Origin of the sequence: Nocardiopsis eucommiae, assembly GCF_965344335.1 — a bacterium.
Classification (GTDB): Bacteria; Actinomycetota; Actinomycetes; order Streptosporangiales; family Streptosporangiaceae; genus Nocardiopsis; species Nocardiopsis eucommiae.
Genome location: NZ_CBDRIY010000055.1, coordinates 23,716 through 31,087 on the forward strand (window position 1 = coordinate 23,716; position 7,372 = coordinate 31,087).

At 71.6% G+C, this 7,372-nt stretch carries 4 protein-coding genes; 3 read left to right on the plus strand and 1 reads right to left on the minus strand.

What is annotated here, in order from left to right; translation table 11 throughout:
- The first annotated feature begins 47 nt into the window (after positions 1-47).
- From fdh to nrfD, 3 genes are read left to right on the plus strand one after another with little or no spacing between them, the layout of a single operon-like run.
- On the plus strand, positions 48-3,302 hold the full coding sequence (gene fdh / locus ACRWK8_RS24825) for a formate dehydrogenase (protein ID WP_431873045.1): 3,255 nt from the start codon (positions 48-50) through the stop codon (positions 3,300-3,302).
- Entirely contained in the window at positions 3,302-4,228 is a 927-nt protein-coding gene (locus tag ACRWK8_RS24830; protein ID WP_431873046.1) for a 4Fe-4S dicluster domain-containing protein, read from the plus strand. Before fdh ends, ACRWK8_RS24830 begins: the two co-directional genes overlap by 1 nt.
- Positions 4,225-5,292, plus strand: a complete 1,068-nt coding sequence (gene nrfD, locus ACRWK8_RS24835) for an NrfD/PsrC family molybdoenzyme membrane anchor subunit (protein ID WP_431873047.1) — start codon at positions 4,225-4,227, stop codon at positions 5,290-5,292. The genes ACRWK8_RS24830 and nrfD overlap by 4 nt, the downstream gene beginning before the upstream one ends.
- Positions 5,293-5,430: 138 nt before the next feature.
- Here the strand turns inward: nrfD and ACRWK8_RS24840 are convergent, their stop codons facing one another.
- Positions 5,431-7,239, minus strand: coding sequence for a thiamine pyrophosphate-requiring protein (locus ACRWK8_RS24840; protein WP_431873048.1), 1,809 nt, complete (start codon positions 7,237-7,239; stop codon positions 5,431-5,433).
- Between the last annotated feature and the right edge of the window lie 133 nt (positions 7,240-7,372).

Below are 7,372 nucleotides of genomic sequence, written 5' to 3' on the forward strand. Positions count from 1 at the left end.
AGGAACGGGCCGGGCGGTGCCACGCCACCGGGTCGGGGAGGAGTTCCATGAGCGTGTGGGAATGGCTCGGATCGTGGCCGGTACTGAGACAGGTCACCGGAGAGGACCGGCGGGGACTCGGGGCGGCCGCCAGGTCGGAGCGCACCGAGCGGCTCCGCCCGCGCACCGCCGAGGCGGACCGGGTCGTCAAGTCGGTCTGCCCGTACTGCGCGGTGGGGTGTGGGCAGAACGTGTACGTCCGTGACGAGCAGGTCATCCAGATCGAGGGCGACCCCGACTCCCCCATCAGCCGGGGACGCCTGTGCCCCAAGGGTTCGGCGAGCCTCCAGCTCACCACGGGACCGTCCCGGCGGGACCGGGTCCTGTACCGACGCCCCCATGGCACGGACTGGGAGGAGTTGGACCTGGACACGGCCATGCGGATGGTGGCCGACCGGGTCGTGGACACGCGGGAGCGGACCTGGCAGGAGGAGTGCGAGGGCCGACGTGTGGCGCGCACGCTCGGCATCGCGAGCCTGGGTGGGGCGACCCTCGACAACGAGGAGAACTACCTGATCAAGAAGCTCCTCACCTCGCTCGGGGTGATCCAGGTGGAGAACCAGGCACGGGTCTGCCACAGCTCGACCGTCGCCGGGCTGGGGACCTCCTTCGGGCGCGGCGGGGCCACCATGTTCCTCCAGGACCTCCAGAACTCCGACTGCATCGTGATCGAGGGTTCCAACTTCGCCGAGGCGCACCCGGTCGGGTTCCAGTGGGTGATGGAGGCCAAGGCGCGCGGAGCCGTCGTCATCCACGTCGACCCCCGGTTCAGTCGGACCAGCGCCCTGGCCGACCTGCACGTGCCGATCCGCGCGGGCACCGACATCGCCTTCCTGGGCGCCGTCATCAACCACGTGCTGTCGGAGGGGAAGTACTTCCACGACTACGTCCTGGAGTACACGAACGCCGCGACCATCGTGGGCGAGGCGTTCCGGGACACCGAGGACCTGGACGGGGTGTTCTCCGGGTTCTCCGAGAAGGAACGCTCCTACGACGTCTCCACCTGGACCTACGAGGGCGCGACGGTGGCCGCGGCGGCGGGCGACCGCAACCAGCTCCCCCGTACGCGCGGGGGCGTCACGGGCGACACCAGCCGCTCGGGCCGCCCGGAGCAGCAGGGCTCGGGCGGCGCGGTGATCCGGGAGCGCCCCGAGGAGGACCGCACGCTCACGGATCCCAGGTGCGTGTTCCAGGTCCTCAGGCGCCACTACTCCCGGTACACGCCCGAGATGGTCGAGGAGGTGTGCGGGATCCCGAGGGACGTGTTCCTGCGGGTGTGCGACCACCTCACCGAGAACTCCGGGCCGGAGCGCACCAGCGCCTTCTGCTACGCGGTCGGCTGGACGCAGCACACCGTGGGTTCGCAGTACATCCGTACGGCGTCGATCCTCCAGCTGCTGCTGGGCAACGTCGGTCGGCCCGGTGGAGGGATCCAGGCTCTGCGTGGCCACGCCAGCATCCAGGGCTCCAGCGACGTGCCCACGCTGTTCGACCTGCTGCCGGGTTACCTGCCCATGCCGCACGCCCATGAGGAACAGGACCTGGAGGGGTACGTGCTGGCGGCCGGGTATCCGCGCAAGGGGTTCTGGTCGGACATGCGGTCCTACACGGTGAGCCTGCTCAAGGCGTGGTTCGGTGAGCACGCCACGGCCGACAACGACTTCTGCTTCGGGCACCTCCCCCGGCTGACCGGGTCGCACAGCACGTACGACACCGTGATGGCGCAGATGGAGGGTGTGTGCAAGGGCTACTTCCTCATGGGCGAGAACCCGGCGGTGGGGTCGGCCAACAGCCGGGCGCAGCGATTCGGCATGGCCGAACTGGACTGGTTGGTGGTCCGGGACTTCTCGCTGATCGAGAGCGCCACCTGGTGGAAGGACGGCCCGGAGATCGAGTCCGGGGAGATGCGCACCGAGGACATCGGCACGGAGGTCTTCTTCTTCCCGGCGGCCGCGCACACGGAGAAGTCGGGCACGTTCACCAACACCAACCGGACCCTCCAGTGGCACGACCGCGCGGTCGAACCCAGCGGTGACCGGCGTAGTGACCTGTGGTTCATGTACCACCTGGGGAGACTGGTCCGGGAGCGCCTCGCCGGGTCGGGCGATCCCAAGGACCAGCCGGTCCTCGAACTCACCTGGGACTACCCGTTGGAGCCGGACGGGGAGCCCAGCGCGGAGGCGGTACTGCGTGAGATCAACGGGCACGACGCGCGGGGCCGTCCGCTGGACGGGTACACCCGGCTGAGGGACGACGGGTCCACCAGCTGCGGCTGCTGGATCTACTGCGGGGTCTTCGCGGACGGGGTCAACCAGGCCGCGCGCAAGAAGCCGGGCGACGAGCAGGACTGGATCGCCGCCGAGTGGGCCTGGGCGTGGCCGGACAACCGGCGCGTCCTGTACAACCGGGCCTCGGCCGACCCCCGGGGCCGCCCGTGGAGCGAGCGCAAGGCCCTGGTGTGGTGGGACGAGGAAGCGGGGCACTGGACGGGGTTCGACGTCGCCGACTTCGAACACGACAAGGCGCCCGGCTACCGGCCCTCCGAGGACGCGACCGGCGTCGAGGCCCTGAGCGGGGTGGACCCGTTCATCATGCAGGCGGACGGCAAGGGGTGGCTCTACGCTCCGGCAGGTCTGCACGACGGTCCGATGCCCACGCACTACGAACCGCAGGACACCCCGTTCGGCAACCCGCTCTACCGGCAGCAGCGCAACCCGACCCGTCTGCTCTTCCAGCACGAGCTCAACCGCTACCACCCGCCCCCGGGCACCCCCGGGGCCGGGGTGTTCCCGTACGTGGTGACGACCTACCGGCTCACCGAGCACTTCACCGCCGGGGGCATGAGCCGGTGGACGCCCTACCTGTCCGAGCTCCAACCGGAGTTCTTCTGCGAGGTGGGACCGGAGCTGGCGGCCGAACGGGAACTGGAGCACGGCGGCTGGGCGACCGTCGTGACGGCGCGCAACGCCATCGAGGCCAGAGTGCTGGTCACCGACCGCATGAGGCCGTTGCGCGTCCAGGGGCGCCTCGTCCACCAGATCGGCATGCCCTACCACTGGGGGCCCAACGGGTACTCCACGGGTGACTCGGCCAACGAGCTGATGTCCATGGCGCTGGACCCCAACGTGCACATCCAGGAAGTGAAGGCGCTGACCGCCGACATCCGTCCGGGGCGGCGTCCCCGGGGCCCGGAGCGCGTGGCCCTGGTGGAGGAGTACCGGCGCAGGGCGGGCGTCACCGAGCGGACCGGAACGGAGGACTGATGACCGAGGACGAACGGCCCTCACGCAAGGGGTTCTTCACCGACACGAGCGTGTGCATCGGGTGCAAGGCATGCGAGGTCGCGTGCAAGGAGTGGAACATGGTCCCGGAGGACGGGCTGAACTTCCTGGCCTCGTCCTTCGACAACAGCGGGCGTCTGAGCGCCGACACCTGGCGCCACGTGGCCTTCGTCGAGCAGCGCGTACCGCTCGGGTACCAGGAGTCCGGCGTGGGCAGGCCCGGGAGCGGCGACGGAGCCCCCGGAGCGGCCGCGGGCCCCGGGACGGTCGACCTCGGCATGCCCTCGTTCGACCTCCCGGGGCAGCGCAAGGGCGAGGACGGCGACGGAACGGGCCGGGGCGAGTTCCGGTGGCTGATGTCGTCCGACGTGTGCAAGCACTGCACGAGCGCGGCCTGCCTGGACGTGTGTCCCACGGGGTCGCTCTTCCGTACGGAGTTCGACACCGTGGTGGTGCAGGAGGACATCTGCAACGGTTGCGGGTACTGCGTGTCCGCCTGCCCGTACGGAGTGATCGACCGTCGGGAGGTCGACGGCCGGGCCTGGAAGTGCACGCTCTGCTACGACCGGATCGGTGACGGTCTGGAGCCCGCGTGTGCGAAGGCGTGCCCCACCGACTCCATCCAGTTCGGTGACCTGGACGAGCTGCGGGAGCGGGCCCAGCGGCGGGTGGAGGACCTCCAGGACGCGGGGGTGTCCTCCGCGCGGCTGTACGGCGAGGACCCCGAGGACGGCGTGGGCGGTGCCGGTGCCTTCTTCCTGCTGCTGGACGAGCCCGAGGTGTACGGTCTCCCACCCGACCCGGTGGTGACCACCCGCGACCTGCCGTCGATGTGGCGGCACGCGGGTTCGGCGGCCGTGGTCCTGCTCGCGGGTGGGCTCGCGGCGTTCGCGGGGAGGCGGTCATGAGCAATCCCGAACTCGACGGCATGGGGCCGAGCGAACGCGGCCGGGACGCGATCACCGGCGCGGCGGGCGTGGTCTCCGAGGCCCAGCGGACCGAACGTGACCAGGCGCGGGAGGCGGAGCGGCCGTCGGGGCGCCCGGAGGGCCGGCGTCGGCGCGGGGGCGAGCCCACCCGCGTGCCCGACGCCGACTTTCGCTCCTACCACGGAAGGCCGGTGCTCAACGGGGTGGTGTGGGAGGCCCGCGACATCGGCGGCTACCTGTTCCTGGGCGGTCTGGCCGGTGCTTCCTCGGTCCTGGCCGCCGGGGCGGAGGCCACCGGCCGCGCCGACCTGGGGCGTCCCCTCAAGTACACGGCGCTGGTGGCGATCTCCGGGTCGCTGGTGGCCCTCGTCCACGACCTCGGGCGGCCCGAGCGCTTCCTCAACATGCTGCGTGTGTTCAAGCCGACCTCACCGATGAGCATGGGGTCGTGGCTCCTGGCGGGGTACGGCCCCCTGGTCGGGACGGCCGCCGTGACCGCCGCCACCGGCTGGTTCCCGCGGTTCGGGTCCGCGGCGACCATGGGCGCGGGGGCCCTGGGGCCGTTGGTCGCCACCTACACGGCACCGCTCATCTGCGACACGGCGGTGCCCTCCTGGCACGAGGGGCACCGGGAGATGCCCTATGTCTTCGCGTCCTCCGCCGTCGCGGCGGCGGGCGGCATGGGACTGGTCACGACACCGACGGAGCACGCCGGCCCGTTCCGCCGGGCGGCCGTGGGCGGAGCGCTGACCGAGCTCGCGGTGTCCACCTGCATGGAGAAGCGGATGGGTCTGGTCGGAGAGCCCTACGGCCGTGGGCTGGCGGGGGCGCTCACGCGTACCGCCAAGGCCCTCACACTGGCGGGCGCGGTCGGCTCGGTCCTGGGGCGGCGCAACCGGGTCGTGTCGGCGCTGAGCGGAGCCGCGCTGGTGGGAGGCTCGGCGCTGACCCGGCTGGGGATCTTCCAGGCCGGTGTGCAGTCGGCCGAGGACCCGAAGTACACCGTGGTGCCCCAGCGGGAGCGTCTGCGGCAGCGCGCCTGACCCCCGGACGAGCGGTGGGGGCCGGTGCCGGGCGAGGGCTCCGGCCCCCACCCACCGCCGACGTCGGGCACCTTCACCCGTCGCACCCGGTCGCCGAGCCGACGACCAGGTGCGAGGCCCGTGTTCCCGGGGCCGGTGTCAGCGGCTGTGCGGCAGGAACTCCTGGATCTTGGTGGCGAGACCGCGCGCCGCGACCCCCGACACGTCCGGATCCCCGCTCAGGAGCGCCCTGAGCGTGTCGGTGACCTGGTCCCACTCGGTCTGCGGTGGAATCGGCGGCACGTCGGCGTCGCAGTGCACGTCCAGCACCACCGCCCCCTGGGCGGCCAGGGCCCGGTCCCAGGCCGGACCGACGTCCTCGGGCCGGTCCACGGTGATCCCCGTGACCCCCACCAGCTCGGCGACGTCCGCGTACGACAGGTCCGGCAGGTCCTGCGAGTACGGCGTCCTCGTTGAACCGCCCATCGCCCTCAGTTCCCAGGTGACCTGGTTGAGGTCGTTGTTGTGCAGTACGCACACCACCAGCCGGGGGTCGTCCCACAGGTGCTGGTAGCGGCGGGCCGTCAGCAGCTCCATGAGCCCGTTCATCTGCATGGCCCCGTCACCCACCAGCGCGACCACGGGCCGGTCGGGAGCGGCGAACTTGGCCCCGATGGCATAGGGGACGGCGCACCCCATGGTGGCGAGGGTGCCCGAGACCGATCCCCGGTTGCCCTCACCCAGGTCCAGGAACCGGGCGTACCAGTTGGTGGCCGAACCCGAGTCCACGGTCACCATGGCGTCACCGGGCAGCCGCGAGGAGAGCTCGCTGATGACCCTCATCGGGTTGACCGGGTCGGCGGAGACCTCCGCCTGCGCGTCCAGGACCCGCCGCCAGCGGCGCACGTTGCCCTGGACCTCGGAGCTCCAGCGTTCGCGGCCGTCGCGGACCGTCGCGGGCGGGTCGAGCCGTTCGAGCAGCGCACGCAGCGTGCTCGCGGCGTCTCCGACGAGGTTGACCTCGGTGGGGTAGCGCATCCCGATGAACCGGGGGTCGACGTCGATCTCCACGGCCCGCCGTCCGAACGGTGGCAGGAACTGGGAGTAGGGCAGGTTCGAGCCCACGATGAGCAGGGTGTCGCAGTCGCGCATCAGCTCCCACGAGGGCCGGGTCCCCAACAACCCGATGGCTCCGGTGACGTTCGGCAGGTCGTCGGGGAGCACGTCCTTGCCGAGGAGCGCCTTGGCGATCCCCGCACCGGTCGCGTCGGCCAGGGCCAGGACCTCGTCGGCCGCTCCCCTGGCGCCCTGTCCGACCAGGATCGCCACTCGCTCGCCGGAGTCGATCACCTCGGCGGCGCGGTCCAGTTCGCTGGCGGGCGGCAGCACGGTGCCGCCGTGGACCCGCCGGTCCGGAGCGCTGGACGGCACGTGCTTGAACGCGTGTTCCGGCGGCGTGTAGTCGAGCTCCTGCACGTCGGCGGGGATGATCACGGTGGCCGGCGCACGCTCCGACAGGGCTGAGCGCACGGCGCGGTCCAGCACGTTCGGGAGCTGCTGGGGGACGTTCACCGTCTCCAGGAACGCCGAGGAGACGTCCTTGAACAGGCTGTGGAGGTCGATCTCCTGCTGGTAGGCGCCGCCCATCGCGGTGCGGCTGGCCTGTCCCAGGATCGCCAGGACCGGGACGTGGTCGAGTTTGGCGTCGTAGAGGCCGTTGAGAAGATGCACGGCCCCCGGGCCCCCGGTGGCCATGCACACGCCCAGCCGACCGCCGAACTTGGCGTAGCCGACCGCCTCGAAGGCGGACATCTCCTCGTGCCGGGCCTGGACGAACCGCGGCCCGTCCTCCACCTTCGCCATCTCCGCGACCAGGCCGTTCACGCTGTCCCCGGGGTAGCCGAAGACCTCGGTGACACCCCACTGCGACAGCCGGCGCAACACGTGGTCGGCGACGTTCTGGGCCATCTCCCCTCCTTAGTCGGGTGGGCCCGGCGTCCGGAGGCGCCGGGCGGTACGGTGCCGAGCGGTCAGCGGGAGCGGCTCCGTGAGGATCGTCCGCTCCCCGAGGTGCGCCGGTCGCTCTCCTTGCGCAGCGCTC

Bases quoted from the DNA above. Each gene is read 5' to 3' on its own strand.
- fdh (WP_431873045.1), top strand. From the start codon at position 48: ATGAGCGTGTGGGAATGGCTCGGATCGTGGCCGGTACTGAGACAGGTC.
- ACRWK8_RS24830 (WP_431873046.1), top strand. From the start codon at position 3,302: ATGACCGAGGACGAACGGCCCTCACGCAAGGGGTTCTTCACCGACACG.
- ACRWK8_RS24840 (WP_431873048.1), bottom strand. From the start codon at position 7,239: ATGGCCCAGAACGTCGCCGACCACGTGTTGCGCCGGCTGTCGCAGTGG.
- nrfD (WP_431873047.1), top strand. From the start codon at position 4,225: ATGAGCAATCCCGAACTCGACGGCATGGGGCCGAGCGAACGCGGCCGG.